This is a genomic window from Pseudomonas sp. B33.4 (genome assembly GCF_034555375.1).
GTDB lineage: Bacteria > Pseudomonadota > Gammaproteobacteria > Pseudomonadales > Pseudomonadaceae > Aquipseudomonas.
Map to the genome: position 1 here is coordinate 22,712 of NZ_CP140706.1, position 26,510 is coordinate 49,221.

Consider the following 26,510-nt stretch of genomic DNA (forward strand, 5'->3'; position numbering starts at 1 on the left):
CAGCAACCCCACAATCAAAGCTTCGCTTTCACTGCCGCCAGCGCATCCTTGCCATCTACGGTCTTCACGCCATCCAGCCACTTATCGAGCACCGCCGGATTCGCCTTGATCCACGCCTTCGCCGCCTCGGCATTGCTGACCTTCTTGTTCACCACCTCAGCCATGATGCTGTTCTCCATCTCCTGAGTGAACGACAGATTGGTCAGCAATTTACCCACATTCGGACAGGCCTCGGCGTAACCCTTGCGCGTCAGCGTAAACACGCTGCCGGTGTCGCCAAAGTATTTCTCGCCACCCTTCAGGTAATGCATTTTCAGCTGCACGTTCATCGGGTGCGGGGTCCAGCCGAGGAAGGTGACGAACTTCTGCTTCTTCATCGCCCGCGACACTTCCGCCAGCATCGCCTGTTCGCTGGACTCGATCAGCTTCCACTGGCCCATGTCGAAGTCGTTCTTCTTGATGATTTCCTGAAGCGAGATGTTCGCCGGCGCGCCGGAGCCGATGCCGTAGATCTTGCGCTCGAACTTGTCGGCGTATTTGTTCAGGTCGGCAAAGTTATGCACACCGGCGTCCCATACGTAATCCGGCACGGCGAGGGTGAACTCGGTGCCATCGAGGTTTTTCGCCAGTTGCGTGACATCGCCGGTGGCGACGAACTTGTCGTAGAAGCCCTGCTGCGCCGGCATCCAGTTGCCGAGGAAGACATCCACCTGGCCATCCTTCAAACCGCCAAAGGTGATCGGCACCGCGAGGGTGTCGACCTTGGCCTTGTAGCCCATGCCGTCCAGCAGAAACCCGGTGATGGCGTTGGTCGCGGCAATGTCGCTCCAGCCCGGATCAGCCATTTTCACCGTGTCGCAGCTCTGCTCGGCGAAGGCCGAAGTGCTGCTCAACGCGATCAGGCCAACCGTCACTACTGTGGATAACTTGCGCATGGACTTCCCCTTAACATTATTGGTTTTGGCAGGGTTGTGGATAACGTGCTTTGCGTTCCAGATCATCGAGGTCGATGTGGTTGCGCATGTACTGCTGACTGGCGTCGACCAGCGGCTGGTGATCCCAGCTCTTCAGCTTGCCGATGGTTAACGCGTCGGCGACAAAACGGCGGCGGCGTTGACTGGCCAGTACTTCCTGGTGAATCGCCGGAATGTCCCACTTGCCGCGCGCTTCGGCGAGAAAATCGTCGAACAGCTGGCGATGTTGTGGCGATTCACTGAGTTCTTCCAATTCGCGCGGATCGTTGTCTACGTCGAAGAGTAGGCAAGGGTCGCTTTCACTGTAGATAAATTTGTAGGCGCCGCGACGGATCATCATCAATGGGCTGATGGTGCCTTCGGCCATGTATTCGCCAAACACTTCGTCATGACCGCCCTGCCCTTGCAGGTGTGAAACCAGTGAGCGGCCGTCCAGCGGCAAGCCCGGTTCCAGCGTACCGCCGGCCAGTTCAACAAATGTCGGCAGCAGGTCGGCGGTCGACACGGCAGCGCTGACGCGGCCTGACTCAAACTGCCCCGGCGCACTGATCAACAGCGGCACACGGGCTGCCATTTCGTACCAGTGCATTTTGTACCAGAGGCCTTTCTCGCCAAGCATGTCGCCGTGGTCGCCGGAGAAGACAATGATGGTGTCGTCGATCAGCCCGGTTTCTTCGAGGGTTTGCAGAAGTTTGCCGACGTTGGCGTCGATATAGCTACATGCACCGAAATACGCCCGACGCGCATCGCGAATCTTATCCACAGGCAGCGGTTTATCCCACAAGTCGTAAACCTTGAGCAGGCGCTGGGAGTGCGGGTCGAGTTCGTGTTGATCCGGGGTTGTAGGCAGCGGGATATCAGCGTCGTCGTACAAATCCCAGAAAGCTTTGGGAATGGTGTACGGATCGTGCGGGTGAGTCATCGACACCGTCAGGCAGAACGGCTGATCGCCATCCTCGCGAATGTGATCGAACAAATATTGCTGCGCCTTGAACACCACCTCTTCGTCGAAATCGAGTTGGTTGGTGCGCACGCATGGCCCCGCCTGCAATACCGACGACATGTTGTGATACCAGGTCGGGCGCACGTTGGGCTCGTCCCAATTCACCGCCCAACCGTAGTCGGCGGGGTAAATGTCGCTGGTCAGGCGTTCTTCGTAACCGTGCAACTGATCAGGGCCGCAGAAATGCATTTTCCCGGACAGCGCAGTGCGGTAGCCGAGGCGGCGCAGATAATGGGCATAGGTTGGAACATCGGCAGGGAAATCGGCGGCGTTGTCATAAGCGCCGATCTTGCTCGGCAACTGGCCGCTGACCAGAGTAAAACGCGACGGCGCGCACAACGGGCTGTTGCAGTAAGCGGCGTCGAACACCACGCCTTGTTCGGCGAGGCGCGAGAGGTTCGGCAGTTTGATCGGCGAAGGGCCGTAGAACGGCAACATTGGCGCGGCCATCTGATCGGCCATGATGAAAAGAATATTCTTGCGCTTCATGTGATCGCGGCATTCCATAGTGAATATTTATGCGACATTGCTGCGATCGAGCATGGAGTCCATGCTCTGTCGGGTAAAGCCCGCGCCGGGCAATGACTAGGATAAGCACAGCTTATGTATGAAGCCTTGGGTGATCTGTCGCTCGACCTGCTGCGCGCCTTCGAGGCCGCCGCGCGACATCGTAGTTTTACTGCGGCGGCGGTAGAGCTGGGCACCACGCAACCGGCAATCAGCCAGCAGATCAAACGCCTGGAAGAACAGCTCGGCGCGCGGCTGTTTGATCGGATCTACCGAGGCATCGAATTGACGGAAGTCGGCGCGATCCTGTTCGCGCAAGTTACCCTCGGTTTGCAGAATATCGATGCAGGATTGAGCGCAATCAGCACGCAACAGCAACATGAAGTCCTGCAAGTTGCCACCGACTTTGCCTTCGCTGCGTATTGGTTGATGCCGCGCTTGCACCGCTTTCACGAAGCCAATCCTCATGTTGATGTCAGCCTCGTCACCAGCGAGCGCAACCACAACATGCTGCGTACGGATATCGATGTAGCGATTCTGTTCGGCGATGGGCGTTTCAAGCAGGGCGAGAGTCACTGGTTGTTCAGCGAAGAAGTGTTCCCGGTGTGCAGTCCGCAGTTGCTCAAGGACTGTGCCCTGCCCTTGCCCGCCCAGGCGTTGCTGGAGTTTCCATTGCTGCACCTGCGGGGCGAAAACAGCAGCAACTGGTTCGACTGGAGTGGTCTGTTTCGCCAACTCGGCATCACCACTGCGCCAGCGCCGGGGCAATTGCGCTTCGACAATTACACCTTGTTGATTCAAGCGGCGATTGGCGGGCAAGGCGTGGCGATTGGCTGGCGGCACCTTGTGGATAACTTGCTGACGCAAGGTTTGTTGTGCCGGCCGCTTGCTGAAACGACGCTGTCGCGGCTGGGGTATTACGTGGTGTTGCCGCAGCGCAAACGTCGAGGTGCGTTGATTCAACAGTTTGTCGATTGGTTGATGGTGGAGCAGGCGAGCAGCGCCGAATCCCTGAACGGGTTGGCGCTGCCTTCGATTGCGGTTTGAAGATCAAAAGATCGCAGCCTTCGGCAGCTCCTACGAGGGATCTGTGGCGGCGATGAAATTGACGTGTTGACCCACGTGCAAATTCAACCGCAGCTCATCAGCAATCCCTACCGCCACGCGATTCAGCCGTTCCAGCGGTTCCGCCAAGCCTGGCTCCAGATTGCCGCCGACCTGACTGAAATGCTCAATCGTCAGCCCGGCCACGCCGTGCGGAGCATTGACCAGCGTCCAGTGCAGCGGGCTGCTTTGCACGGCTTCACGGATTTCTTCGGCGGCATGACGTTGCAGGCGATCATCGACATCCGGCTCATCGAGCACGGCGAAGTCGCCCACCAGAAACAGCCGCGACACATTGGCCGCTTGCAGACCATCGATCAACGCATCGACGGCCAGCACCTGCTCGACCGGCCCGAGCACGACGGCCCGTTCAACCTGATCGCTACTGAACGGCAACCCCGGCGCATCCAGTAAACAGATGACCGCCGAACTACCGGCCACGCTCTGATTGACCCGCTCCGAGTCGAACAAATCCCCGGTTTTGGTACGCAACCCTGGACGCGGTGCGAGTGCGGTCAAATCGTCGAGAATGGCGATGACTTCGTGCTGACGTCGCAGCAGTTCAGCCATCAACGCGCTGCCCAGGCTACTCATGGCACCATAGAGCACCACTTTTACCGCCGGGGTTTCGGCATTTTTCATGGCTGATCCCTTTTCTTGTCCCTTGTATGGCGTGTGACATACGGGCAACGCCGAGGGTTCGAACCGATTGCCGAGGGTTTGTGATGCAAGCGATCAAGGGCTACCACGCCCACGTCTATTTCGACGCCAGCACCATCGAGCTGGCGCGGGCCGTGTGCGAACAGGCCGCGCAGTTGTTTCCATTGAAAATGGGCCGTGTTCATGAGCGACCGGTTGGGCCGCACCCGGACTGGAGCTGCCAGTTGGCCTTCGGCTCTGAGTTGATCGGCGAGGTGTTGCCGTGGTTGGCGCTGAATCGCAAAGGTCTGGTGGTGTTCCTGCACCCGGACACTGGCGATGACTTGCTCGACCATACCGAGCACGCGATCTGGATGGGCGCCGTGCGACCGCTGGACCTGTCTATTTTTTGATCAAATGGTTTCTTCGGCTTCACTCGGCAGTTGTTCGTCCAGATGCAGCCAAGGCAGTTGGCTGTCGGTCCAGATGTGTCGTTCGGCGGGCGCGAGTTCCGGGTGATCAAGGGTGGCGATGGTCACATCGATGCTTTCAGGGCTGAGCAACGTCACCAGCGCCACTTGCGCGCCGCAGTTCGGGCAGAAGAACCGCGTGCAACCCTGCGACGAGTCATACCGCGACGGCGTACCCGCCAACCACTGGAAACTCGCCGCCGGCACGGTGATCCACGTCGTCACAATCCCGCCGCTTACCTTGCGGCAGATCGAACAATGGCAATGGGCGATATCGTGCAGCCTCCCGCTGAACTGATAACGAATGTGTCCACAATGGCAGCCGCCGCTGTGCAATTGGCTCATGATCCAAGCCCTCCTTCCCGTGTTCATTGACTTTAGTTCGCATCCGACGGCCGGTTGACCGTTCATTCAAAGCTTTCGCCAGCGAAAGGTAGCTGAAAGCTTCCCCGATTAGGATCGCCTCCACTTCCGGCAACAGACCGGTTGGCCAACGCGTGTGATACCTCGCACGAACGGCCCAATTAACAACAACAATGGTGATTCTGATGTCCTCTGTAGCCCGCCTCCTCGCTTCAACTCCGCCCGTATGTCTCGTGCTTCCCGTTCTGCGCTGATCGGCCCGATCCGCTCATTTAACTAGCCGCGCTACGCCTGGAGTATTCCCATGCTGACTTTCCTTGGCTTCGCCATGGTCATCACGTTCATGTTCCTGATCATGACCAAGCGCCTGTCCGCGCTGATCGCTCTGATCATCATCCCGATCCTGTTTGCGCTGTTCGGTGGTTTTGCACCGAAGATCGGCCCGATGATGCTCGAAGGCATTACCAAGCTGGCGCCGACAGGCGTGATGCTGATGTTCGCCATTCTCTATTTCGCCTTGATGATCGACTCCGGCCTGTTCGACCCGGCCGTGCGCAAGATCCTCAAACTGGTCAAGGGCGACCCGCTGAAGGTTTCGGTCGGCACCGCCGTACTGGCGCTCGTCGTTTCCCTCGATGGTGACGGCGCGACCACTTACATGATCTGCGTGGCCGCCATGCTGCCGCTGTACAGCCGCATCGGCATGAGCCCGCGGATCATGGCCGGTCTGATCATCCTCGCCGGCGGTGTGATGAACATGACCCCGTGGGGCGGCCCGACTGCCCGTGCGGCGAGTGCGCTGCATGTCGATCCGTCGGACATTTTCGTGCCGATGATCCCGGCCATGGCCGCGGGTGTGGTGGCGATTCTGCTCATCGCTTATTTCTACGGTAAACGTGAACGTGCGCGTCTGGGTGAGCTGCATCTGGTCGGCGACGAGATCGATCACAGCGAAATCAGCGTGTCGCAGTTCCCGGATGCTCGCCGTCCGAAACTGATCTGGTTCAACGGCGCCCTGACCTTCGGCCTGATGTGCACGCTGATCGCCGGCCTGTTGCCGCTGCCGGTACTGTTCATGGTCGCGTTCAGTATTGCCATGATCGTCAACTACCCTTGCCTGCAGATGCAGAAGGATCGCGTTGCGGCTCACGCCGGTAGCGTGCTGGCAGTGGTCGGGCTGATCTTTGCGGCAGGTATCTTCACCGGTATCCTGAGTGGCACCGGCATGGTTGATGCGATGTCGAAGAGCCTGTTGGCGGTGATCCCGGATTTCCTCGGCCCGTATCTGGCCGTGATCACGGCGCTGGTGAGCATGCCGTTCACCTTCTTCATGTCCAACGATGCGTTCTACTATGGCGTGTTGCCGGTGTTGGCCGAAGCCGCCAGCCACTATGGGATCACTGCAGTGGAAATGGCCCGTGCCTCGATCGTCGGTCAGCCCGTCCACTTGCTGAGCCCGTTGGTGCCATCGACGTATCTGTTGGTGGCCCTGGCCGGCATTGATTTCGGTGACCACCAGCGTTTCACCCTGAAATGGGCGATCCTGGTTTGTATCTGCATCCTGATTGCTGCACTGCTGTTGGGGACTTTCCCGGTGTTCAGCACTCTATAAGCCCAAGACTCACCGTTTCGGGTCCTGGCTTCGCGGTTTGAAGCCCGGACCTTTTTCGGTTTAACAATCGCTCAAAGGAATACACATGGAATGGCTGACCAACCCCGAAATCTGGGTTGCCTTCTTCACCCTGACCGCCCTGGAAATCGTCCTCGGCATCGATAACATCATCATGATTTCGATCCTGGTCAGCCGCATGCCTAAACACATGCAGCAGCGCACCCGGATCTTCGGTCTTGGCCTGGCCATGATCACGCGCATCCTGTTGCTGCTGTCGATCACCTGGGTCATGCGCCTCACCGCTGACCTGTTCGAAGTGTTCGGCCAGGGCATTTCCGGTCGCGACCTGATCCTGTTCTTCGGTGGCCTGTTCCTGCTGTGGAAGAGCTCGCAAGAGATGTACCACGCGCTGGAAGGCGAAGACGAAAGCGACGACACGCCTGGCGGCAAGGGCGGCAACTTTCTCTACACCATCATCCAGATCGCGATCATCGACATCGTCTTCTCGCTGGATTCGGTGATCACGGCGGTGGGTATGGTTTCCCATGTGCCGGTGATGGTCGCGGCGATTGTCGTGGCGGTGCTGGTGATGATGCTGGCCTCGGGCAAGATCAGCGAGTTCATCGACAAGCACCCGTCGCTGAAGATGCTGGCGCTGTCGTTCCTGCTGGTGGTCGGTACCGTGCTGATTGCCGAGTCGTTCGACGTGCACGTGCCGAAAGGCTACGTCTATTTCGCCATGGCGTTCTCGCTGGCGGTGGAAGCGATCAACATCAAACTGCGCGGCGCGATGGCCAAGAAAAAACAGCAGCAGGACCCGGTGAAGCTGCGCAAGGACATCCCGGGCCAATAACCCGGTAGTCCAGACGCACGCAATACCCCTTGTAGGAGTGAGCCTGCTCGCGATAGCGGTCTGTCAGTCAACATCAATGTTGAGGCTGATGGCCCTATCGCGAGCAGGCTCACTCCTACATTTGTTTGTGGTGGATTCAGGTGGGTGCATGAAGCGCTTTTCATGACACTTTTGTTTCAATCCACACTTTAGCTGTGCAATGCTGGCGCCCAGACCGTTAGCCAACTACAGCTTAATTATCAGAACGTAGAAAACGCGCGGTACCGTCCACTTGCCCCGCTGGGGCGCTGCTATTACAGGGGGTTTGTATGCTCACCCTGCTCAATCTGCTTTCCGCCGTGGCCCTGCTGATCTGGGGCACGCACATCGTCCGAACCGGCATCCTGCGTGTGTACGGCACCAACCTGCGCCATGTGATCGGCCAGAACATGTCCAAGCGCTGGCTGGCCTTTGTCGCTGGCATCGTCGTCACTGCGATGGTGCAGAGCAGCAACGCCACCGCCATGCTCGTGACCTCATTCGTCGGCCAAGGCCTGATGGCGCTGACCCCGGCGCTGGCGACCATGCTCGGCGCCGACGTCGGTACCGCGCTGATGGCGCGGGTGCTGACGTTCGACTTGTCGTGGCTGTCGCCGCTGCTGATTTTTCTCGGGGTGATTTTCTTTCTGTCGCGCAAACAGACGCGGCTCGGGCAGATGGGCCGGGTGGCCATCGGGCTGGGGCTGATCATTCTGGCGCTGCAATTGATCGTTGAGGCCGCCGCGCCAATCACCCATGCGCAAGGCGTGAAGGTGATTTTCGCCTCGCTGACCGGCGACATCCTCCTCGACGCCTTGGTTGGCGCCTTGTTCGCGATGATTTCCTACTCCAGCCTCGCTGCCGTGCTGCTGACCGCGACCCTCGCCGGCGCCAGTGTGATCAGTCTGCCGGTGGCGATCGGTCTGGTAATCGGCGCCAACATCGGCAGCGGCATTCTCGCCTTCATGAGCACCAGCATGCAGAACGCCGCCGGCCGGCAAGTGGCGCTGGGCAGTCTGTTGTACAAACTGATCGGCCTGCTGCTGATCATTCCGGTGCTCGATCCGCTGGTGCACTGGATCGACAGCCTCGATTTCAGTCCGCAGGAAATGGTCATCGGTTTTCACCTGCTGTACAACACCGTGCGCTGCCTGATTCTGCTGCCCAGCGTCGGGCCGATGGCGCGTCTGTGCGCCTGGCTGCTGCCGGAGCGACCTGAGGTCAACGGCACTGCCAAACCGCGTCACCTCGACGCCACCGCGCTGGTCACGCCAAGCCTGGCCCTGGCCAATGCCGCGCGGGAAACCCTGCGCATGGGCGATCTGCTCGACAACATGCTCGATGCCACCCTTGATGTGCTGCGCGGCAAGCAGACGGCGGTGACACAGGAAATCCGGCGGATGACCGACGACATCGAAGCGTTGTACAGCGCGATCAAGCTGTACCTTGCGCAAATGCCCCGCGAGGACCTTGGCGAACAGGACAGCAGGCGCTGGGCCGAAATCATCGAGCTGGCGATCAACCTGAAACTGGCCGCCGACCTGATCGAACGCATGCTGCGCAAGATCCAGCAGCAGAAGACTTCGCAACGCCGCTCGTTTTCCGAAGAAGGACTGGAGGATCTGGCCGGATTGCAGCAGCAATTGATCGCTAATCTGCGTTTGGGGCTGTCGGTGTTTCTCAGTGGTGACCGCGAAAGCGCCCGTCAGCTACTGCGCGAGAAGCGCCGTTTTCGCGCACAGGAACGCCGTTTGGCTCATGCGCATGTCAGCCGTTTACAACGCAAGATCGTCCAGAGTCTGGAAACCAGTTCGTTGCATCTGGAGTTGATTGCCGACATGAAACGCTTGAATTCACTGTTTTGCGGCAGTGCGTATGTGGTGCTGGAAACGGCGGACACCGGAGCGCTGGCGGCGGATGATATTGCCGACATTACGCATTCGCCTTGAACGTCTGGGGCCAGGGTCAGTCAGTAACACAGAGTTCAGTCTCAAGGGCCCCATCGCTGGCAAGCCAGCTCCCACAGGGTTTTGTGAGCACCGTAAATCCTTGTGGGAGCTGGCTTGCCAGCGATGGGGCGCTGACTGACGACACGGATCTCCAAATCAGCCGTATGGAAGCCTGTTATGCGTTGCCTGTTGTTCGCCTGTCTGTTGCTCGGTTCCCTGCCCGCCTTTGCCCTGGATCGTTTTCAGGTCGAAGGCTATGCGCTGCCCAACGGTTTGCAGTTGCTGCTCAAACCCGGCACCGAACGCGGGCATGTGGCGATCCGCTTGGTGGTTGGCGTTGGCCTCGATGATTTCGATTGCGACGAAAAAGAGCTGCCGCACCTGCTCGAGCATCTGCTGTTCAGCGGCATCGACGCCACTGGCGAAGGCGGTTTAGAGGAGCGCATGCAAGCACTGGGCGGTGACTGGAATGCCTTTACCAGCAACGCCGACACCACGTTCGTCATCGAAGCGCCGGCGAAGAATCAGCGCAAGGTCCTCGACCTGCTGCTCGCTCTGCTCACGCAAACACGCATTGACGACAACGCTATCAATGCCGCCAAACGCGTGGTCGAACGTGAAGACGGCGGCCATTACACGCGCCTGCAACGCTTCCTCGATCGTCAGGACCTGGGTCACACCGCGAGCAATCAACTCGCCGTCGAGCTGGGCCTGAAATGCCCGCAACGCGCCGAAGTCGATCACTTGACCCAGGCGCAACTGGAGAAGGTGCGCAAGGCCTGGTACGCGCCGAACAACATGACCCTGATCGTCGTCGGTGAACTCGACAAACTGCTGCCGGCCTACCTGGAACGCACTTGGGGCTCGCTCGAAGCGGTTGAGCCGAGCGAGCACCGTGCACTGCCGGACATCAGCACCAGCGCTGCCCATGAGCGCACCCTCACCCGTGGCTTTATGGGCGACAGCGCCAAGCTGCACTGGCTGGTGCCGGAACCGGTGATCGATGATCAATACGATCAGACCTTCGACATTCTCAAGGATTACCTCGACTGGGCGCTGTACCGACAGATTCGCCTCAATCACGGCTTGTCGTATGGACCTTGGGCCGAGCGTGAAGTGTTTGGCGGTGTCGGTTTCATGAGCCTGAATGCCGATCTGGATCGCGACGATGTCGACGAAGCCATACAAGTGCTGGAAGACCTCAAGGCTGACCTGCTGAAAAACGGCCTCGACGCGGATACCTTTGCGCGGATCAAACAGGCGTCCATCGCCCATCAGGCCTGGGCGGTGCAGGGTAATAGCGCGATGGCGGATTATTACTGGAGTGCGCTGGGCGATTACGAGGATGGCCGCTTCGCCAACCCGGCGCGGGAGCTGCAGGGCGTGACGCTGGAAGCGGCGAACAAAGCCATGCGCGAGTTGCTGTTGCAACCGGGGTATCTGCGGATCGAGAAGCCATTGATCAGTGATGATCAGGTGTTGTGGTTGAGTGCGGGTGGCTTGGGTCTGGTGTTGTTGATCCTGATCGGATGGCGTTTGCACCGCAAGCGGGGTTGAAGATCAAAAGATCGCTGCCTTCGGCAGCTCCTACAGGGGATTGCGTTCCAAATGTAGGAGCTGCCGAAGGCCGCGATCTTTTGAGGCCCTGAAATGCACCGAATAAGTGACCGGCAGCCTCGCCACAACGCCCGGCGGGCGCTACTCTGTCGAGGTTTTTCCCCCTCAAGTCGTGAACTGCCCAAATGCCGAAAATACAGCTCCTGATCCAGCGCATTCTCGAACTGATGAAGCGCTATCCCGGGGTCATTGCGCTTGGCGGTTTCATCTCCGGGGTCGGCAGTTTCATCATGGTCGATCGTCAGCAAGGGCTGGCGAGCTGGATCACCGTGATCATGCTGCTCAGCTGGATCTGGCTGATGCTGGAAAACACCCTCACCGGCCTTTTCACCCGCGTGTTCAAACGCGAGATTCCCCAGCCGCTGCTGCGTTACGCCACGCAGATGATCCACCAGGAAAGCCTGTTTTTCGTTCTGCCGTTCTTCTTCATCACCACCACGTGGAACAGCGGCCAGTTGTTCTTCACCGGCCTGCTCAGCGTGGCGGCACTGATCTCGATCGTCGATCCGCTCTATTACAAATGGCTGGCGCCACGGCGCTGGGCGTTTCTCGCGCTGCACACGCTGACCCTGTTTGCCGCCCTGCTCACCGCGTTGCCGGTGATCATGCATCTGACCACCGCGCAGAGTTTCAAATGGGCGCTGGGCATTGCCGTGTTGTTGTCGTTCCCGAGCCTGGCGTCAATCTTCCCGATCCGCACGCTGCGCAATGCCTTGGCGATTCTGTGCATCACCGTTGGCATCGGTGGCGTCGGTTGGGCGCTGCGTTCGTGGGTGCCGCCAGCGACGCTGTGGATGACCGACGTGGCGATCAGCACGCAAATGCAGGATCGCACCCCCGGCGCCAGCCTCGAAACGGTCAGCGCCGAGCAGATTCGTGGCGATGGCCTTTATGCCTACACCGCAATCAACGCGCCGCGCGGGCTCGATGAGCGGATTTACCACGTCTGGCAGTTCAACGGCAAAGAGGTCGACCGCATCGCCCTCGATATCCACGGCGGGCGCAAGGAAGGCTACCGGGCGTGGACGCACAAGCAGAACTTCCCCGGCAATCCGGCGGGCAAGTGGCAGGTGCGCGTGCTGACCGAGGATGGCCAGGTGATCGGCGTACTGCGCTTCGAAGTCACGGACAGCACAGCGATCAAAGAAAAGTAACCCGGTTCGTGCTATTACGTTAGTTCGCATAAAGGCCGAACAAGCACGGAGCTTATGACCAGCAGCTCGATCAGCGGCAATGCCCAACTGGACACATCGATCAGCCCTGCCCGCCTGCGGGTTACCGGGGACTGGACGCTTGCCCATTACGCCGAGCTGAAGACGCTGAGCGAAAAGCTCCACGGCCAGTACGACGCCAACACGCCGATTGATCTGAATAGCCTAGGCGCCCTCGACACCGCGGGTGCATCGCTGCTGGTCGAACTGCTCGGCTCTGAGCGTCTCGGCAAATCCGCCGAACATCCCGATTGCACGCTCTCCTCCGCCGACCGTGCGCTGCTGCAAACCGTGTATCAGTCGATGACGGATTTCTGCGTGCCGATCAAGGAGGCGGAAGTCAGCGTCAGCGTGCAACTGCTGACCCGGATCGGCCGCGCCGTGGAAACGGTCTGGCAAGATACCCTGCAAGTGCTGGGTTTCATCGGCCTGATCCTGGAAACCATCGCCCGTGGCCTGTTCCGGCCCAAGCGTTGGCGCATCACGCCGATGATCGCGCACATCGAGCAGACCGGTCTCGACGCCGCGCCGATCGTGGCGCTGCTGACCTTTCTGGTCGGCGCGGTGGTGGCGTTTCTCGGGGCGACGGTGCTGGCCAGTTTTGGCGCGACGATTTTTACTGTGGACCTGGTGGGCTTCTCGTTTTTGCGTGAGTTCGGCGTGCTGCTCACAGCGATCCTGATGGCCGGTCGCACCGCGAGTGCCTTCACCGCGCAGATCGGCTCGATGAAGGCCAACGAAGAAATCGACGCGATCCGCACCCTCGGCCTCGACCCGATGGAGTTGCTGGTGGTGCCGCGTGTGCTGGCGATGCTGGTGGCGCTGCCGATGCTGACCTTTCTCGCCATGCTCTGCGGGATCATCGGCGGCGGCGTGGTCTGCGCGGTGTCGCTGGATATTTCGCCGGCGATGTTCCTGTCACTGCTGCAATCGGACATCGGCATCCAGCATTTTCTGGTGGGTTTGGTGAAGGCGCCGGTCTTTGCTTTCCTGATTGCCGCGATTGGTTGCCTCGAAGGTTTCAAGGTCAGCGGCAGCGCTGAATCGGTCGGCGCCCACACCACGTCGGCCGTGGTCCAATCGATTTTCGTGGTGATCGTGCTCGACGCGGTGGCCGCGCTGTTCTTCATGGAGATGGGCTGGTGAGTCGTCTACCCCGCGCGCCCTCGGAGGCGGTGATCGAGGTTCGTCGCCTGTGCAATCGCTTCGGCAGTCAGAGCGTGCACGAGAACCTCGATCTGGATTTGTACAAAGGCGAAATCCTCGCCGTGGTCGGCGGTTCCGGCAGCGGCAAATCGGTGCTGTTGCGCAGCATTGTCGGTTTGCGCCGGCCCAGCGAAGGCATGGTCAAAGTGTTCGGCAAGAACCTGCCGAGCCTGTCCGAGCATGAGCGCTCGTTGGTCGAACGGCGCTTCGGCGTGCTGTTCCAGAAAGGCGCGCTGTTCTCCTCGCTGACCGTCACCGAGAACGTCGCCCTGCCCCTCATCGAGCACGCCGGCCTCAGCCGCAACGACGCCGAGCACCTGGCGGCAGTGAAGCTGGCACTGGCCGGACTGCCGCTGTCGGCGGCGGACAAATACCCGGCATCGCTGTCCGGCGGCATGATCAAGCGTGCGGCGTTGGCCCGGGCCCTGGCGCTGGATCCGGACATACTGTTTCTCGACGAACCGACTGCCGGCCTCGATCCGATTGGCGCGGCGCAGTTCGATCAACTGATTCTGACCCTGCGCGATGCGTTGGGTCTGAGCGTATTTCTGGTGACCCACGACCTCGACACGCTCTACACCATCACCGACCGCGTGGCCGTGCTGGCGCAGAAGAAGGTGCTGGTTGCCGGCCCGATCGACGTTGTTTCGGAAACCGACGACGCGTGGATTCACGAATACTTCCATGGCCCGCGCGGCCGCTCGGCGCTGGACGCCGCCAAATTGCTCAACGAGGTCTGACATGGAAACCCGAGCCCATCATGTGTTGATCGGCCTGTTCTCAGTGATTGTCGTGGCAGGCGCCCTGCTCTTCGGCCTATGGCTGGCCAAGTCCAGCGTCGACACCGAGTTCAAGGATTACGAGATTGTCTTCAACGAGGCGGTCACCGGTCTGTCCAAGGGCAGCCCGGTGCAGTACAGCGGGATCAAGGTCGGCGATGTGATCACCCTGCGCCTTGATCCGAAAGATCCGCGACGGGTGCTGGCGCGGATTCGCCTGGCGGGTGATACGCCAGTCAAAGAAGACACGCAGGCCAAACTGGCACTGGCCGGGATCACTGGCACATCGCTCATCCAGCTCAGCGGTGGCACGCCCGAGAGTCCGCAGTTGCGTGGCCACGACGGCAATCTGCCAACCATCGTCGCCTCGCCCTCGCCTATCTCGCGGCTGCTCAATGACAGCAACGATTTGATGTCCGGCATTACCGCGCTGCTGCAGAATGCCAACCAGATGTTTTCCGCCGAAAACGTCGAGCGCGTCAGCAAGACCCTCGCGCATCTGGAGCAAACCACTGGCACCATCAATGATCAGCGCGGTGACATCAAGCAAGCCATGCAGCAACTGGCGACGGTCGGCAAACAGGCTGGCAGCATGCTCGAACAGACCTCGCTGCTGATGCGCAACGCCAACGGCTTGATCAACGATCAGGGCAAGCAAGCGCTGGGTAGCGCCGAGCAAGCGATGAAGTCGCTGGAGCAAAGCACAACAACCATCAGCACGTTGCTGAGCAAAAACGAAAACTCCCTCGATAACGGCATGCAGGGCCTCAACGGCCTGGCCCCGGCGATCCGCGAACTGCGCGAGACGCTGACTTCGTTGCGCGCCATCTCCCAACGCCTCGAGGCCAACCCCAGCGGTTACCTGCTGGGCCGTGACAAGAACAAGGAATTCACGCCATGAAGCTGACTCGACTTGCCCTTTTCGCCGGCTTCACCTTGATCAGCTCATGTTCGATTCTGCCTCAGGCCGAGCCATCGGATGTCTATCGCCTGCCAACCGCCCAAACGCCCGCCTCGGCCAGTCCGGCGACGACTCAGCATTGGTCGCTGCGGCTGAACAAGTTACAGGCCAGCGAAGCGTTGAACCGGCCGACGATTGCGGTGATTCCACAGGGCGATGTGATCAGCAGCTACAAAGGCTCGCGCTGGAGTGATCCGGCGCCGGTGCTGGTGCGCAATCGGCTATTGGACGGGTTTGCGCGTGATGGTCGGGTGACGTTGCTGAGTACCGATGACAGCAACTTTGCTGCGGATCTGGAATTGGGCGGGAATTTGCAGGCGTTTCAGACTGAATATCAGGGCTCGCAGGCCAGTGTCGTGGTGCGGGTTGATGCATTGCTGGTGCGCGGCTATGACCAGCGCATTCTGGCCAGCCGCCGCTTTGAGGAGCGCCAGCCGTTGAGCGATGTGCAGGTGCCGGCGGTGGTCGCCGGGTTTGGTCAGGCCAGTGATCGCCTGACCGCGAAAGTCGTCGCGTGGGCTGTCGACCAAGGACAGAAACTGACTCCCCCGAAACTCTAAGCCCAACACAATCCCTGTGGGAGCGGGCTTGCCCGCGATGGCGGTGTGTCAGTCACCAGAGATTCTGGATGTGCTGCCCTTATCGCTGGCAAGCCAGCTCCCACAGGGTTATCTATCAGCCGAAGAACCAGTAGCAGACGAAGATAGCCCCGACCACACCAGCAAATTCCGCCAGCAACGCACAGCCAACAGCGTGCCGCGCCCGCTGAATACCCACCGCGCCGAAATACACCGCCAGCACATAGAACGTTGTCTCGGTACTGCCCTGAATCGTCGCCGCGACCAGTGCCGGGAAGCTGTCGACGCCCGAGGACTTCATTGTTTCGATGAGCATCGCCCGCGCCGCGCTGCCGGAGAACGGTTTGACCATCGCCGTCGGCAACGCATCGACAAAGCGCGTGTCCCAGCCGGCCCACTCGACCAGATGACGAATACCGTCCAGCCCGAAATCCAGTGCGCCGGACGCGCGCAATACGCCCACCGCACAAAGCATGGCCACCAGATACGGCAGCAGATTTTTCGCGACGTCGAAGCCTTCTTTGGCGCCTTCAACGAACGCCTCGTAAACCTTCACTTTCTTTAACGCGCCGATCAGCAAGAACAGCATGATCAACCCGAACAGCGTGAGATTGCCGAGGATCGACGACAATCCCGCCAAAGCAGTGGCCGAAAGCGTACCGAGCAGCGCCATGAAACCACCGAGGATCAACGCACCGGGAATCAAATAGGCCAACACCACCGGATCCCAGATCCGCAGCCGTTGCATGAACGCCACCGAGAGGAAGCCGACAATCGTCGAGCAACTGGTCGCCAGCAGAATTGGCAGGAATACCAGCGTCGGATCCGGCGCGCCTTGCTGGGCGCGGTACATGAAGATTGTCACCGGCAGCAGGGTCAGGGAGGAGGCGTTGAGCACCAGGAAGAGGATTTGCGCATTACTGGCGATGGTGGCGCTGGGATTGAGCTCTTGCAGCGCCTTCATGGCTTTCAGGCCGATCGGCGTCGCGGCATTGTCGAGACCGAGGCCGTTGGCGGCGAAGTTCAGGGTGATCAGGCCAAGGGCAGGGTGGCCGGCCGGGACTTCCGGCATCAGCCGCAGAAACAGCGGGCCGAGCACCTTAGCCAGCCATTCGACGATCCCGGCTTTCTCGGCAATGCGCAGGAAGCCCAGCCACAGGGTGAGGGTGCCGAACAGCAGCACCATGACTTCGACCGAGAGCTTGGCCATGGCGAAAATGCTTTCCACCATCGCCGCAAAGATCCCGGCGTTGCCGCCGATCAGCCACTGCGCCAGCGCCGACACGGCTGCCACGATGAAGAAGCCAAGCCACAGGCCATTAAGCATCAGTCAAATCCCCCGAAGAATGCGGCGAATGATAGCGGGGTCGCCAGAAACGACAAACCCCGGATTTCTCCGGGGTTTGCGTGTACCTGCTGCCACCCCATTTACCGGGTTGACCTCAATCTCCTGTAGGAGCTGCCGAAGGCTGCGATCTTTTGATTTTGTTTTTAAAAAGCAAGATCAAAAGATCGCAGCCTTCGGCAGCTCCTACAGGGGTGTGTCAGTTCTTCGAGATTTCGCCTGCTGGCAGTTTTTCCTTGCTGCGCCAGTGCGGCAGGGAGTTCCAGTAGCGCTCGCCCTTGGCGTCGTCGTACATGCCTTCCCAACGTGCGATAACCAGTACCGCCAGGGCGTTACCAATCACGTTCAGAGCGGTACGCGCCATGTCCATGATGCGGTCGACACCGGCGATGAACGCCAGGCCTTCCAGCGGAATACCAACGCTGCCCAGGGTGGCCAGCAGCACCACGAAGGACACGCCCGGTACACCGGCGATGCCTTTGGAGGTGACCATCAGGGTCAGGACCAGCAGCAGTTGCTGGCTGATCGACAGGTCGATGCCGTACAGCTGAGCGATAAAGATCGCGGCGATCGACTGATACAGGGTCGAACCGTCGAGGTTGAACGAGTAACCGGTCGGTACCACGAAGCTGCAGATGGCTTTCGGTGCGCCGTAGGCTTCCATCTTCTCGATCACGCGTGGCAGCACGGTTTCCGAAGAAGCGGTGGAGTAGGCCAGCACCAGCTCATCCTTGAAGATGCGCATCAGCTTGATCACCGAGAAGCCGAACAGTTTGGCGATCAGGCCTAGCACCACGAAGGCGAAGAAGGCGATGGCGACGTAAACCAGGATCACCAGTTTGGCCAGCGGCAGCAGTGAGGCGAAGCCGAAGTTGGCGACGGTCACCGCGATCAGTGCGAACACGCCGATCGGCGCATAGTTCATGATCATGTGGGTGACTTTGAACATGCTTTCCGAGACGCCCTGGAACATCTTCACCAGCGGCTCGCGCAGATCCGACTGCAAGCTCGACAGACCGAGACCGAACAGCACGGAGAAGAAGATGATCGGCAGCATTTCGCCGCGGGCCATGGCCGCGAAGATGTTCGACGGGATCAGGTTGAGGATGGTCTCGATGAACGCGTGTTCATGCTGTACCTCGGCGGCGGTCGCCTGGTACTTGGAGATGTCCACCGTGCCGAGGGTGCTCATGTCGATGCCTGTGCCCGGATGGAACAGGTTGGCCAGCAGCAGGCCGACGACGATGGCGATGGTGGTGACGATTTCGAAATAGATGATCGTCTTCAGGCCGATACGCCCGAGCTTCTTGGCGTCGCCCACGCCGGCGATGCCGACGATCAGGGAAGAGATGACGATCGGAATCACGATCATCTTGATCAGACGGATAAAGATATCGCCTGCCGGTTGCAGGACGTTGCTGATCCACCAGGCCTTCTCGGCACTGAAGTGGTTGAGCAACGCACCAATTGCAATACCCAAAACCAGACCGATGAGGATCTGCCAGGCGAGGCTAATTTTTGCCTTCTTCATTATCTTTACCCTTACTTGCGTTTGACTCAGGCACATGCAGGAACTGGAACGCTCTTTAGCGGAAAAGTCTGTGCATCTGCCTCCGTATAAGGTGCCCCGAAGCGTGTGATTACGGCTCTTCGGCAGGCGAAAAAAGGCGCAACTATTCCGATGCAAGGTTGCGCCGTCTAATGCCGTAAACGCCTACCCTATGCCGAATCGGCATGAGCTTTTTTAAATGAAACTGGCGTCCCAACCGGTTCGATTGTGACATTTCGGCCGGCATAAGTGCCGTGAACCGGCCATCACAGCGTAGGTTGGTTGTTTTTTAAACAAGAAAAATCGACGAAAAATTTAGGAAAAAGCCTACGCAGGAAGACTAGAAGTCCTCTTGTTTATCAGGTTTGTTTCTCGATATACGGTCGCCAGGAAACACCGCGTAATGTTTTCGCGCGCAGTGTCGGCGATAAAAAGGACGAGCTGGACGCTCTGGATCAATGTTTTGCTCAATCAAAGCTCAGCGCAAGTCCGTCGAACCGCTGTGGGTCGGCGAACCTGCGGCGCAGCTTTTACCCTGACCCGGCCCTTGCGCAGGCACTCCCTGTACCCGTAGGTCACTCCGACCCTGCAACAGTCAGAACGTCCCGGCCCCTTGGTCATGCGTCGGCCTTCCTCAGGTCGGCGCAATGGAAAGCAGCAGGGCTGCTGCCTTCATGTTCAGATCAGTACCACTTTGGATCTTTCTTCAGGGTTTCCATCAGCAGATCCTGCATGCCCTGATCGGGTTTGCCGAGGAAGCGGTAGGTGGCATGTCGCGTAGGCGACTTGTCGGCCGGCAGTCCTTCAGGCACATCGACGAGCATGGCGTAAGCGTCTTTCTTGTCGAAACTGAATGCGACGATCAAGCGGTGATTCAGGCACTTGTCCGCGGATTCGCAGAGCGGGCCGACCAGATACTTGTCGCCATCTTCAGTTACGGCATTCATCTGTTGGTCTGGCGTGCCGGAGAGATTCATCACCCATTCCGGCAGGCGTTCTTCCTTCTTCACCACACCTTCCCAGGTCTGCCGATACTGCGGGTCGGAACTCAACAGTTCGTTGACCCGCATCTGGCCGTCATTGGCCGCCATCGCCATGGCACTACCGCCCAGAAGCAGGGCGGCTGCCAGTGTCTTTAAAGCACTCATCGTTAACCTCGGCCGCGACGGCCAAAGAAGAAGGAAGCGATGAACATCACCAGGAACACGACAAAGAGAATCTTGGCGATACCCGTGGCGGTGCCCGCGATACCACCGAAGCCCAGTACTGCAGCGATGATGGCAATGATCAAGAATGTAATTGCCCAGCTCAACATGGTGATTCTCCTTACTTCTCTATTTAGGGGTGTTGCGTGTCCCGGCGCTACGCGCCCGAATTCAGTTGTTGTTTAAAAAACCCAGCGTTCTTCACGTGGCAGTTGATCCAGTGGCTGCGGCTGATCAACATCCATCATGCGCATCGAGGCACTCTCGGCCTGGCTGCTGCTGACGGCGCTGAAGTGCGTTTGCGTGTTGTGCTGGATCGAAATCAACGGCTCAGCCTGCTGGCTGTTTTCCCAGCGCAGGTATTGCTGGCAGGCGATCAGGGTGATCAACAGCGCCAATACGCCAAACAGACCTTGCTGGATGTGCAGTGGCGAGATACGCACTTGGGCGGCACGTTGGCGAGTCATCCTGGGTTCCTCACTCTTATTCGGTTAGGGCAGTTCATTTCTGCCCGGGCTGAGTAAGGTATTGCAGCCTGCATGCCAGTTTTTTAATTGAAAAATATCTAATAAAATCAATATGTTAGATGGACCGTAAAAAACGCCTGCGACGCATCCTGCACGATGGGACATCTGCGATCGTGCGCAATGCACGATTTTTTCGTAGGAGATTTCATTCTTATGGAATTGAGAGCGGGGCGCAGATGTCAGAAATGTATGCAGGGAATGCCCTGCAAATCGGAATTTGTTTAGAAAACCAACAAAATCAACCTATTGGCCGTAAAGGCAGTAGAGAGCTACCCTCCTATGGCTGGCATCGTTCAGAATCAACCATGCAACTTGCCCGATTTTTCCGGGACTAACCCAAGACCAATCACTATGGAGCGTAGGAAAAATGGAATCTGCCACTGAGCATCAAGGCCGCATTCTGCTGGTGGACGACGAATCCGCCATCCTGCGTACGTTCCGTTATTGCCTCGAAGACGAGGGCTATACGGTGGCCACCGCCAACAGCGCGGCCCAGGCCGAAGCATTGTTGCAACGCCAGGTCTTTGACCTGTGCTTCCTTGATTTGCGTCTGGGTGAAGACAACGGCCTCGACGTATTGGCGCAAATGCGCATTCAGGCGCCATGGATGCGCGTAGTGATTGTCACCGCACATTCGGCCGTCGACACTGCCGTGGATGCGATCCAGGCCGGCGCTGCCGATTATCTGGTCAAGCCATGCAGCCCTGATCAACTGCGTCTGGCCACTGCCAAACAACTGGAAGTGCGCCAACTGTCGGCGCGCCTCGAAGCGCTGGAAGGCGAGATCCGCAAGCCGAAGGACGGTCTCGACTCCCACAGCCCGGCGATGAAAGTCGTACTGGAGACTGCCCGTCAGGTTGCTGGCACCGACGCCAACATTCTTATCCTTGGCGAGTCCGGCACCGGTAAAGGTGAACTGGCCCGAGCGATTCACGGTTGGAGCAAGCGCGAGAAGAAATCCTGCGTAACCATCAACTGCCCGTCGTTGACCGCCGAACTGATGGAAAGCGAGTTGTTCGGGCACAGTCGCGGTGCGTTTACCGGCGCCAGTGAAAGCACGCTGGGCCGCGTCAATCAGGCCGACGGTGGCACGCTGTTTCTCGATGAGATCGGCGATTTTCCCCTGACATTGCAACCAAAATTGCTGCGGTTCATTCAAGACAAGGAATATGAGCGGGTAGGGGATCCAGTCACCCGTCGCGCCGACGTACGCATTCTGGCGGCAACCAACCTCAACCTCGAAGACATGGTCCGTGACGGGCGTTTCCGTGAAGACCTGCTCTATCGCCTGAATGTCATCACTCTGCACCTGCCGCCACTGCGCGAGCGCGCCGAGGACATTCTGACTCTGGCCGACCGCTTTCTCGCCCGTTTCGTCAAAGAGTACGCACGTCCCGCGCGAGGCTTCAGCGATGAGGCGCGCGAGGCGCTGCTCGGTTACCGCTGGCCGGGCAATATTCGTGAGCTGCGCAACGTGGTCGAGCGGGCGAGCATCATCTGCCCGCAGGAGCGCGTGGAAATCAGTCACCTCGGCATGGCCGAGCAACCGGCCAACAATGCGCCAAGAGTCGGTGCGGCATTGAGCCTCGATGAATTGGAGAAAGCCCATATCGGCGCGGTGCTCGCCACCGCCGGTACGCTGGATCAAGCGGCGAAAACCCTGGGCATCGACGCCTCGACCCTGTATCGCAAGCGCAAGCAGTACAACCTGTGAGCGCCGAACGATGAAACTGGCGATGAAGTTGCGCACGCGGTTGTTCCTGAGCATTTCCGCCTTGATCACCGTGGCCTTGCTCGGGCTGTTGCTCGGGCTGGTCAGCGTGATGCAAATGGCCGGGTCGCAGGAAATGACGCTGCGTAACAACTTCGTCACTCTGGATCTGGGCCTCAAACTGCGGCAAACCCTGGGCGATCAACTGGTCCTCATGCTCGCCGAAGAACCCGATCCGGTCGCGTTCGAGGCGTCCAAGCAGCAATACCTCAAGTTGCTTGATGAAGGCATTGCCCAGGAGCAGGTGGGTGATGGCCGCCATTACGGTTTCAGTCAGGCCAAGGCGGATTACCTGAGTTTTCTTCAGGCCTTCGATGTGTCCCGTGATCCGGCGGCTGCGTTGAGCAGCAACGCCAATCTCAGAGAGCGCTTCAATACGTTGCGCAATGGTTTGATCACCGAACACAAGCATGCGCTGGACAACATCAATGCGGTCCAGCATCAAGCGCGCGACCGGGCATTGTTGATCGCCGGTCTGCTGGGATTTGTCGGACTGGCAGTGCTGATCATCGGTTTCATCACCGCCCACGGGATTGCCCGGCGTTTCGGCGCGCCGATCGAGGCGCTGGCGCAAGCGGCGGACAATATCGGTCAAGGTAACTTTGAAGTGACCCTGCCGATTTCCTCGGCGATGGAAATGAATCAACTGACCAAGCGTTTCGGCCTGATGGCCGAAGCGCTGCGTGAGCATCAAGCGACCAACGTCGACGAATTGCTCGCCGGCCAGCAACGCTTGCAGGCGGTGCTCGACAGCATCGATGACGGCTTGCTGATGATCGACCGTCAGGGGCATCTGGAACACCTCAATCCGGTCGCGCAACGGCAACTGGGTTGGGAAGATGACCGTCTCGGCCAAGGGCTGGGTACGGCGCTTGAGCGGCCAGAGTTAGATGCGCAACTGCAACTGGTTCTGCGCGGCGGTACTCTCGAGCGGGCGCCGGAAGACCTGGCCATCGAGGTCGACGGCGAATCGCGCCTGCTGACCTACAGTCTGACGCCGGTCAGCCACACGCAAGGTCATATCCTCGGCGCGGTGATGGTCTTGCACGATGTCACCGAGCAGCGCGCCTTCGAGCGGGTGCGCAGTGAATTCGTCCTGCGCGCCTCCCATGAACTGCGCACACCGGTCACCGGCATGCACATGGCGTTCGGTCTGTTCCGTGAACGGGCGAAGTTTCCAGCGGAGTCCCGCGAGGCTGATCTGCTCGACACCGTGAACGAGGAAATGCAACGCCTGATGCAGTTGATCAATGACTTGCTCAACTTCTCGCGTTATCAGAATGGCTTGCAGAAACTCACGTTGGCGCCGTGCTCCATCGAAGATTTGCTGGAGCAGGCGCAACTGCGCTTTGCCGACTCGGCGGCAGCCAAGGGCATCGCCCTGAATGTCGAAGTGCAGGCGCCGCTGCCGCGTTTGCAGGCCGATCAGACGCAGCTCGATCGGGTACTCGATAACCTGATCGACAACGCCCTGCGCCATACCGCCCGCGACGGTCAGATCCGCCTGCAGGCACGCCGGCATGGCGAGCGGGTGATCATCAGCGTCGAAGACAACGGCGAAGGCATTGCCTATGGCCAGCAAGGGCGGATCTTCGAGCCGTTCGTGCAGGTCGGGCGCAAGAAGGGCGGCGCCGGACTCGGCCTGGCGCTGTGCAAGGAAATCGTCCAGCTGCATGGCGGACGCATGGGCGTTTACTCGCGGCCGGGGCAGGGTACGCAGTTCTATATGGCGCTCGCTGTTTAGGCTTCGTCGTCCATCCGCCGCCCGGCAAGACGTCGCCCGCGAGTGATCAGCTCAATGAACTGAACTGCGCTCAGGGCATGGGCGAACAGCCAGCCTTGACCGAACTTGACGCCTTCGCTGCTGAGCAGTTGGGCCTGTGATTCCAGCTCGATGCCTTCGGCAATCACCTTAAGATCCAGTGCCTGAGCCATGTGAATGATGTGCGGGGCGACGCCGCTGCTGGCGGCATCGTGGCCGAGTGCGTCGATAAAGGCTTTATCGATTTTCAGGCAGTCGACCGGCAGGGTTTGCAGGTAGGCGAGGCTGCAATAGCCGGTGCCAAAATCGTCGATCAACACTTGATGGCCAACATCGCGCAGCGCTTGCAGGTTTTCCCGCGCCACTACCACATCAATCAAGCCACGCTCGGTGACTTCGAAGGCAATCTGCCGTGCGGCCACCCGGTGCAGTGTAAGCAGTCGCGCCATGACCTGGCCGATGCGCGGCACCATCACGTCGCAGGCGGCGAGGTTGACCGAGATATACAGTTGCGGATTGGCCCGCAGCACCGGACCCAGTTGCTCCAGCAAACGCTGGAGGACAAAGTCTGTCATCTGGCGGATCTGCCCGGTATTTTCCGCCATGGGGATGAACAGATCGGGGCTGGTCAGCGTGCCATCCGGGCGGCGCCAGCGCAGCAATGCTTCGGCGCCGACGCAATTGCGACTGTCGAGATCGAAGATCGGCTGATAGAGCACCTGCAACTCGCCTCGACGAATCGCGCCGTGAAGTTCCGCGTCCAGCGACTGGCGCTGGCGCACCAGCAGGAAAACGAAAAACCCCAGAAATGCGCCGAGCAGCACACACGCCGGGATCATCCACCACCAGATAGCGGGAATATGTATTCCGGTCCTGGGTGTGATCAGCACCAGCTGATATTCCGGGTTGTTGGTGGGCATGCGGTAGATCAGCCGGGTTTGCGTGACTTGCAAGGCATCGCGGCTTTTCGGTGGCCAGTGTTCCGTGGGCGGCCAGGCTTGCGCCATGCCGAGCACCGGGATGGCCCGGGTGCCGTGATCGAGTACCACCAACAGGCTGCTGCCGGGAGACAGATCGACCATGTCGGTCAGGTGCCCGCGCGAGGTGGCCACGCGGAAGTTGCCGCGACCCAGCATCAGGGCTGCGCGGTTTTCATCCGGTTCAGTGGTGGTGTTCAGCCAATAGCTGTAAGTCGGGCCTTTGATGTCCGGCGCGCGGACCACCGACAGGCCTTCCTGACGCGGACGGTTGGAGCAGATGCGCGAGGCGTCCATATAAGCCGCTTCATAGACGAAGCGATAATTGAAGGTGACTTGCTGCAGGGTGGCGATCATTTCATCGTCACAACTGCGTAGTGGCTGGGCTTCGAGGTCGTCGAGACTTTCGCGCAACTGGCCGAACAATTGCTCGAGGCGGGCGAGGAAACGCTCGCCTTGCGCGTTCATTTCCTGGCTTTCGCTTTGCTCGACCTGACGCATCGCCACGAACATACCGCCGGCGATCAGCAGGCAGGCACTGAGGACAGCCGCGATCATCGCCAAAAACCAAGGGCGATAAAACCAGCTACGCAGCGTCTCTCGGGTAGCAACCATCATGGAATATCCGAAGAATTACCAATGAGTTATAGCTGCTGATTGCAATTTCGCCCTGACCGTCGGGCGGGCGTCATTATTTTGTCTGATTGAGTACCAGCAACAGCGCCGCCGTTTGCGCATCCGGAGTGCCGTCAAAACGTGAAGGACGGAAGTGCATCTGGAATGCGGCGAGAACATGGCGCGTGGCGACATCCAGCTCACCGGTCTGCGGTGTGTCGTAACCCAGATGCGCCAGTTGTGCCTGGAACCAGCTGATGCTTGGCAGTTCGCCGCTGTTGAACAGCATCTGCTGACGCGCAACCGCCTGTTCGTTCGGCCAAATGCCCAAGCCCTCGGCAGCGAGACGTTTCCACGGGAACAACGGTCCCGGATCAAGCTTGCGCAGCGGCGCGATGTCGCTATGGCCGATGATGTGGCGCGGGCTGATGTCGTTGCGCTTGCTGATGTCCTTGAGCAGGACGATCAACGATTGGATCTGCGCCTCGCTGTACGGATACCACAGGCGCCCGGTCGGGGTGTCCTTGAAACCCGGATTGACGATTTCAATGCCGATCGAGCTGGAATTGAGCCAGGTGCGGCCCTGCCATTGGCTTTCGCCGGCGTGCCAGGCGCGCTGGTTTTCGTCCATCAGCTTGTAAATGGTGCCGCCCTTGTCGTCGCCGATCAGGTAATGGCTGCTGACCTCGCCGTGGGTCAGCAATTGCAGCGAGCGCTCCAGCGAGGCCGACGTGTAATGAACGATGACGAACTGGATACGGCTGTCGTAATTGGCCGAAGGATGGCTGGTGTCATAACGCGGGCTGCTGGAACAACCGGCCAGAACGAGCAGCGAAGCGAGGAGGGTAAAGAATTTCATGGCAGAAGGCAGTACACGCAAGACAGTAATGCAACAGTGTAACGTACTGCCTTGCG

General features: G+C 59.4%; 25 protein-coding genes. 14 read left to right on the forward strand and 11 right to left on the reverse strand.

What is annotated here, in order from left to right; translation table 11 throughout:
- Positions 1-14: 14 nt before the first annotated feature.
- A complete protein-coding gene (choX, locus tag U6037_RS00115; RefSeq protein ID WP_322845398.1) occupies positions 15-935 on the reverse strand; it encodes a choline ABC transporter substrate-binding protein in 921 nt (306 codons plus the stop codon).
- A 16-nt stretch (positions 936-951) separates the two neighbouring features.
- The gene (gene betC / locus U6037_RS00120; RefSeq protein WP_322845399.1) at positions 952-2,466 is read right to left on the reverse strand and encodes a choline-sulfatase; all 1,515 of its coding nucleotides are present in this window, start codon (positions 2,464-2,466) and stop codon (positions 952-954) included.
- A gap of 114 nt (positions 2,467-2,580) precedes the next feature.
- Here betC and U6037_RS00125 point away from each other — a divergent pair, with 114 nt between their 5' ends.
- On the forward strand, positions 2,581-3,531 hold the full coding sequence (locus U6037_RS00125; RefSeq protein WP_322845400.1) for a choline sulfate utilization transcriptional regulator: 951 nt from the start codon (positions 2,581-2,583) through the stop codon (positions 3,529-3,531).
- 30 nt (positions 3,532-3,561) lie between these two features.
- Here U6037_RS00125 and U6037_RS00130 read toward each other — a convergent pair whose 3' ends face one another.
- Positions 3,562-4,230, reverse strand: coding sequence for an NAD(P)-dependent oxidoreductase (locus U6037_RS00130; RefSeq protein ID WP_322845401.1), 669 nt, complete (start codon positions 4,228-4,230; stop codon positions 3,562-3,564).
- 83 nt (positions 4,231-4,313) lie between these two features.
- Between U6037_RS00130 and U6037_RS00135 the strand changes: the two genes are divergently transcribed.
- Positions 4,314-4,640 carry a DOPA 4,5-dioxygenase family protein gene (locus U6037_RS00135; protein WP_322845402.1) on the forward strand — a complete coding sequence of 109 codons (327 nt, stop codon included), beginning with the start codon at positions 4,314-4,316 and terminating at the stop codon, positions 4,638-4,640.
- On the opposite strand, the gene U6037_RS00140 is transcribed toward U6037_RS00135, so the two are convergent.
- The gene (locus U6037_RS00140) at positions 4,641-5,042 is read right to left on the reverse strand and encodes a GFA family protein (protein ID WP_322845403.1); all 402 of its coding nucleotides are present in this window, start codon (positions 5,040-5,042) and stop codon (positions 4,641-4,643) included.
- 322 nt (positions 5,043-5,364) lie between these two features.
- On the opposite strand from U6037_RS00140, the gene U6037_RS00145 reads away from it, so the two are divergent.
- The 9 genes from U6037_RS00145 to U6037_RS00185 all read left to right on the forward strand — a co-directional run bounded on the left by U6037_RS00145 (position 5,365) and on the right by U6037_RS00185 (position 15,826).
- Positions 5,365-6,672, forward strand: a complete 1,308-nt coding sequence (locus tag U6037_RS00145) for a CitMHS family transporter (RefSeq protein ID WP_322845404.1) — start codon at positions 5,365-5,367, stop codon at positions 6,670-6,672.
- Positions 6,673-6,757: 85 nt separating this feature from the next.
- Complete coding sequence (locus tag U6037_RS00150; RefSeq protein ID WP_034152222.1) at positions 6,758-7,525, forward strand: TerC family protein; 768 nt, start codon at positions 6,758-6,760, stop codon at positions 7,523-7,525.
- 308 nt (positions 7,526-7,833) lie between these two features.
- The gene (locus tag U6037_RS00155; RefSeq protein ID WP_322845405.1) at positions 7,834-9,492 is read left to right on the forward strand and encodes a Na/Pi cotransporter family protein; all 1,659 of its coding nucleotides are present in this window, start codon (positions 7,834-7,836) and stop codon (positions 9,490-9,492) included.
- A gap of 177 nt (positions 9,493-9,669) precedes the next feature.
- A complete protein-coding gene (locus U6037_RS00160) occupies positions 9,670-11,049 on the forward strand; it encodes a M16 family metallopeptidase (protein WP_322845406.1) in 1,380 nt (459 codons plus the stop codon).
- Positions 11,050-11,234: 185 nt separating this feature from the next.
- Complete coding sequence (locus U6037_RS00165) at positions 11,235-12,263, forward strand: DUF5924 family protein (RefSeq protein ID WP_322845407.1); 1,029 nt, start codon at positions 11,235-11,237, stop codon at positions 12,261-12,263.
- A gap of 54 nt (positions 12,264-12,317) precedes the next feature.
- Positions 12,318-13,466 carry an ABC transporter permease gene (locus tag U6037_RS00170; RefSeq protein WP_322845408.1) on the forward strand — a complete coding sequence of 383 codons (1,149 nt, stop codon included), beginning with the start codon at positions 12,318-12,320 and terminating at the stop codon, positions 13,464-13,466.
- Positions 13,463-14,266 carry an ABC transporter ATP-binding protein gene (locus U6037_RS00175; protein ID WP_322845409.1) on the forward strand — a complete coding sequence of 268 codons (804 nt, stop codon included), beginning with the start codon at positions 13,463-13,465 and terminating at the stop codon, positions 14,264-14,266. The genes U6037_RS00170 and U6037_RS00175 overlap by 4 nt, the downstream gene beginning before the upstream one ends.
- A gap of 1 nt (position 14,267) precedes the next feature.
- Positions 14,268-15,206, forward strand: a complete 939-nt coding sequence (locus U6037_RS00180; protein WP_242209735.1) for an MlaD family protein — start codon at positions 14,268-14,270, stop codon at positions 15,204-15,206.
- Entirely contained in the window at positions 15,203-15,826 is a 624-nt protein-coding gene (locus U6037_RS00185) for an ABC-type transport auxiliary lipoprotein family protein (RefSeq protein WP_322845410.1), read from the forward strand. Before U6037_RS00180 ends, U6037_RS00185 begins: the two co-directional genes overlap by 4 nt.
- Positions 15,827-15,941: 115 nt before the next feature.
- Here U6037_RS00185 and U6037_RS00190 read toward each other — a convergent pair whose 3' ends face one another.
- From U6037_RS00190 to U6037_RS00210, 5 genes are all read right to left on the reverse strand, one after another.
- The gene (locus U6037_RS00190; protein ID WP_322845411.1) at positions 15,942-17,171 is read right to left on the reverse strand and encodes a nucleoside recognition domain-containing protein; all 1,230 of its coding nucleotides are present in this window, start codon (positions 17,169-17,171) and stop codon (positions 15,942-15,944) included.
- A gap of 217 nt (positions 17,172-17,388) precedes the next feature.
- Positions 17,389-18,720 (reverse strand): glutamate/aspartate:proton symporter GltP, encoded by a 1,332-nt coding sequence (gene gltP / locus U6037_RS00195; protein ID WP_322845412.1) that lies wholly within the window; start codon positions 18,718-18,720, stop codon positions 17,389-17,391.
- 701 nt (positions 18,721-19,421) lie between these two features.
- The gene (locus tag U6037_RS00200; RefSeq protein WP_322845413.1) at positions 19,422-19,886 is read right to left on the reverse strand and encodes an inhibitor of vertebrate lysozyme family protein; all 465 of its coding nucleotides are present in this window, start codon (positions 19,884-19,886) and stop codon (positions 19,422-19,424) included.
- Positions 19,887-19,888: 2 nt separating this feature from the next.
- On the reverse strand, positions 19,889-20,053 hold the full coding sequence (locus U6037_RS00205; RefSeq protein ID WP_003177151.1) for a DUF1328 domain-containing protein: 165 nt from the start codon (positions 20,051-20,053) through the stop codon (positions 19,889-19,891).
- A gap of 72 nt (positions 20,054-20,125) precedes the next feature.
- Positions 20,126-20,410, reverse strand: a complete 285-nt coding sequence (locus U6037_RS00210; protein WP_322845414.1) for a hypothetical protein — start codon at positions 20,408-20,410, stop codon at positions 20,126-20,128.
- Positions 20,411-20,529: 119 nt separating this feature from the next.
- Here U6037_RS00210 and U6037_RS00215 point away from each other — a divergent pair, with 119 nt between their 5' ends.
- The 3 genes from U6037_RS00215 to U6037_RS00225 are packed head-to-tail and all read left to right on the forward strand — an operon-like array spanning position 20,530 to position 23,985.
- On the forward strand, positions 20,530-20,805 hold the full coding sequence (locus U6037_RS00215; RefSeq protein ID WP_322845415.1) for a hypothetical protein: 276 nt from the start codon (positions 20,530-20,532) through the stop codon (positions 20,803-20,805).
- 32 nt (positions 20,806-20,837) lie between these two features.
- Positions 20,838-22,184: a sigma-54-dependent response regulator transcription factor AlgB gene (algB, locus tag U6037_RS00220; protein WP_047297450.1), complete on the forward strand. Its 1,347-nt coding sequence runs from the start codon at positions 20,838-20,840 to the stop codon at positions 22,182-22,184.
- A 10-nt stretch (positions 22,185-22,194) separates the two neighbouring features.
- The gene (locus U6037_RS00225) at positions 22,195-23,985 is read left to right on the forward strand and encodes a KinB sensor domain-containing domain (RefSeq protein ID WP_322845416.1); all 1,791 of its coding nucleotides are present in this window, start codon (positions 22,195-22,197) and stop codon (positions 23,983-23,985) included.
- Here the strand turns inward: U6037_RS00225 and U6037_RS00230 are convergent.
- Positions 23,982-25,595: an EAL domain-containing protein gene (locus U6037_RS00230; protein WP_322847375.1), complete on the reverse strand. Its 1,614-nt coding sequence runs from the start codon at positions 25,593-25,595 to the stop codon at positions 23,982-23,984. The two genes, U6037_RS00225 and U6037_RS00230, sit on opposite strands and share 4 nt — an antisense overlap.
- A 76-nt stretch (positions 25,596-25,671) precedes the next feature.
- A complete protein-coding gene (locus U6037_RS00235) occupies positions 25,672-26,454 on the reverse strand; it encodes an N-acetylmuramoyl-L-alanine amidase (RefSeq protein ID WP_322845417.1) in 783 nt (260 codons plus the stop codon).
- Between the last annotated feature and the right edge of the window lie 56 nt (positions 26,455-26,510).